Source organism: Kitasatospora sp. MY 5-36 (genome assembly GCF_001182915.1).
In the GTDB taxonomy this organism is placed as follows: Bacteria; Actinomycetota; Actinomycetes; order Streptomycetales; family Streptomycetaceae; genus Kitasatospora.
This window is the reverse complement of the sequence record NZ_LFVW01000874.1, coordinates 1-3,670: the sequence shown is the minus strand read 5'-3', so window position 1 is coordinate 3,670 and position 3,670 is coordinate 1. Positions and strand designations below refer to the sequence as shown.

The following is a 3,670-nucleotide window of genomic DNA, read 5'->3' as shown; positions in this document are numbered from 1 at the left end:
GCACCCTGCCCGTCCCGGAGGTCGGCGCGATCCTGCCCGGCATCGCCCACCCGCGGCTGCTGGCCGGCGTCGCCGGGCTCGCCCGCACGGCCGCCGACCTGCTGGACCGGGTCGCCCGGTTCGTCCCGCAGCCGGAGGCCGAGCGCCCCGGCAAGGCGAAGAACGCCGAGTGGCGGCCCGACCACGGCCGCGACCACGAACTGCGCGACGCCGTGCGCGCCGTGCTGCCCGAGATCGGCGGCTTCGGCAACAACTGGGGCTCCGAGGAGCGCTGCCGGGTGCTCAACAACCTGCGCGCCGTCACCGCCGTGCTGGCCGCCCCGCCCGCCGCCGAGGGCGAGGGCTGGACCAGCCCCGCCACCGTCACCCTGCACAACGGCAGCGTCAGTTACGGCTGGCTCCAACTGCTCGGCCGGATCCACGCGCTGGCCTACGCGGTGGCCTCGCCGTTCACCGAGTCCGCCCACCGCTCCTCGCTGGTCCTGCTGCTCGGTGAGCTCACCAGGGGCCCGTTGGCCGACCGCGGCGCCACCCTGCGCGAGATCGTCCTCGCCGAGCAGGTGCCGGCGGCCCCGAACGCCACCGGCCCCCGGCCGGTCACGCCCCGCGAGGGCGAGGTGCTGCGGCACGGCGGGCGCACCGTCGTCATCATCGGCCACCAGCGACAGGTCGCCGACGGCTGGGTGCACTGGCTCGCCGTCGACCACGACCCGAGCGGGGAGTTCGGCCCCGTCGCGCACTTCACCACCCTCGAGGAGCGCGGCACCGAGGAACTGGTCGACGCCGCCTGGGTCGCCAAGTTCTGGAGGGTCGCCGCGCTGCACGGATCCGTCCCCCGGGACGCGGCCAGGGCGGAGGCCTTCAACGAGCTCACCGGCATCGGCACCGCCCGCTCCGCCCTGCTGCTCAGCCCGCCGTCCGGCCTGCTGTACTGGACGGACATCTCCGCGCCCACCGAACTCGGCCTCAAGGCCGCCGAGTTCAAGGCCGCCCGGGCCTGGCTGCGCGGGCACGACCACAACGGCCTCGCCGCCGTCTGGGGCGCCCTGCTGCCCGCCGACCCGAAGACCTTGTGGACCGAGGGCCCCGACATCGCCGCCGGCGCCGAGGAGTGGATCCGGCGCTTCGGACGGCTCGTCACCCTCCCCGAGGAGGCCCTGGCCACCGTCCAGGGCGTGTCCATCGACACCGTCGAGGCGGTGCTCAACCCCGCCCACACCCCGTGGCTGGCCGGCCGCACCGGCTTCCGGTTCACCGAGGTGGACGGGGTCGGCCAGCGGCTGACGCCCGAGGACGAGTCCGCCGTCCCCGAGACCGGCGCCCTCGGCTCCACCATCGCCGCGCTGCGCTGGCTCGCCTACCACCTGCCCGCCGACAGCCCGCTGCGCCCGCTGCTGCCCACCGCCGCCGCCGCGCTGCGCGACCGCCTCGCCGACCCGGAGCTGCTGCTCGACCTCGACCTGGTGCGGACCGTCAAGGGCGCCTCGCTGGCCGCCGTCCTGCGCACCCACTTCGGCCTGCCCGCCGAGGGCGGGGCCGACCGGGACGGCCTGGTCCACTGCGGCCCGGCGCTCGTCCTGACGCCGTACCACGAGGACTACGAGCGGATCTGGCTGCGCCCGGCCGCCCTCACCGGCCCGGACGACCCACTGCTCGAACTGCTCGACGGGCTCTCCAGCAGCTACTGGTTCTCCGCCGAGCGGGGCGCCATCGAAGCCGTGCTGCGCGGCGAGCCGGAGCAACTGGCCGCCTCCGCCGCCTCGGTGCCGGCCCCCGGCGAGGGCCCGGCCTGGCTGCAGAACCCGCTGCTGTCCGTCCCCGAGCTGGTCGCCGAGGTGTCCCGCACCCACGGCCTGGGCGAGGACGCGGCCACGCTCTACCTCCAACTGCTCGCCCTGCCCGACCCGACCGACCGCAACGCCGCCCGCTGGACGGGCTGGAAGCCCGCCCGGCTGAAGAAGGCCCGCGCCGAACTCGCCGCCAGCGGCCTGGTGCTGGAGGCCAAGCGCTCCCGGGCCGGCCGCGGCCTCTTCCTGCCCGGCGGCTGGCAGGAGGCCAAGTCGCCCGCCCTGCCCGCCGAGACGTGGAAGGCCGCCCTCTACGAACTGCCCACCCACCGGCCCGCGCTGGTCCCCCTGCCCGTCCCCGAGCTGTTCGCCCGGGCCTGGCAGCGGACCGTCGACGGCGACGCCCCCGGATACGAAGAGCTCCAGACCGGCAAGCGCAGGAAGGCCCGCCGATGACCGCCACCGAGACCACCAAGGGCGCCGCCGCCCCCGCCGCGGCCGACCGGCAGACCGTCCCGCCCGAGGAGAAGTACGCCGCCGAACTGGAGTTCCTGGCCGCCCACGACAGCGGCCCGCGCCCGCCCGGCTGGCTCCTGACCCCGCGCGCCGTGGTCACCTTCGTGATGGGCAGCGGCGGCGAGAAGCTCAAGGCCGGGCGCAAGGGCCTGGTCATCGAGCCGAAGTTCGTCGGCGAGCGCGCCCTGGTCGAACGCTGCGTCGTCACCCTCGCCGGGGAGCGCGGCCTGCTGCTCGTCGGCGAGCCCGGCACCGCCAAGTCCATGCTCTCCGAGCTGCTCGCCGCCGCCGTCTGCGGCAGCAGCGCGCTCACCGTCCAGGGCACCGCCGGCACCACCGAGGACCAGCTCAAGTACGGCTGGAACTACGCCCTGCTGCTCGCCAAGGGGCCCAGCCGGGAGGCCCTCGTGCCCTCGCCGGTGCTCACCGCGATGACCACCGGCGCGGTCGCCCGGGTCGAGGAGGTCACCCGCTGCCTGCCCGAGGTGCAGGACGCGCTGGTCTCGCTGCTCTCGGAGCGGCGCATCGCCGTCCCCGAACTGGCCGGCACCCCGGACGGCCAACTGCACGCCGCGGCCGGCTTCACCCTGATCGCCACCGCCAACCTGCGGGACAAGGGCGTCAGCGAGATGTCCGCGGCGCTCAAGCGGCGGTTCAACTTCGAGACGGTCGGCCCGATCGGCAGCCTCGCCGCCGAGGTCGACCTGGTCCGCCGCCAGTCCACCGCCGCCGTGGCCCGGGCCGGCGCCGCCTACGCGGTGGACGACGCCGTCCTGGAGGCCCTGGTCACGGCCTTCCGGGACTTGCGCAGCGGCCGGTCCACCGAAGGCTGGGACGTCGAACGCCCGTCCACCGTGATGAGCACCGCCGAGGCGGTCTCCGTCGCCACCGCGCTCGGCGTCAGCGCCGCCTACCTGCCCGACGGCGGGGACCTGCTCGGCCGGCTGCCCGGCCAGCTCCTCGGCGTGGTCCGCAAGGACGAGCCGTCCGACGCGGCCCGGCTGCTCGGCTACTGGGACGGCCCGGTCCGCCGTCGCGCCGAGCAGGGCGCCGCCACCTGGCGCACCCTGTGGGACCTCCGTCCGGCGCTGGAGGCCTGATCCGATGAGCAGCGCGGAGACCACCCGCCCGGACGACGCGGACCAGGCGGAGCACCCGGACCAGGCGGTCCGGGCCGAGGCCGACCGGCTGGCCGCGGCCGGCACCGGTCGCCCCGGCCCCTACCTGATCGGCGTGCGCCACCACGCGCCGTCCCTCAGCGCGGTGGTCCCCGCGCTGCTCGACGCCGCCCGGCCGGACGTCGTCCTGGTCGAGCTGCCCGCCGAGTTCCAGCCCTGGCTCGGCCCGCTCGCCGACGAGGCCACCCG

2 protein-coding genes and 1 pseudogene are annotated in these 3,670 nt (G+C 76.2%); all 3 read left to right on the top strand.

The window, feature by feature from the left end; genetic code table 11:
* Positions 1–2,243, top strand: a pseudogene (locus AE652_RS37575) (hypothetical protein); the annotation flags it as partial.
* Entirely contained in the window at positions 2,240–3,403 is a 1,164-nt protein-coding gene (locus tag AE652_RS37570) for an AAA family ATPase (RefSeq protein WP_049659767.1), read from the top strand. The pseudogene AE652_RS37575 and the gene AE652_RS37570, both read left to right, overlap by 4 nt.
* Before the next feature lie 4 nt (positions 3,404–3,407).
* On the top strand, positions 3,408–3,670 hold a 263-nt coding region (locus AE652_RS37565), incomplete at its 3' end, for a DUF5682 family protein (RefSeq protein WP_049659766.1).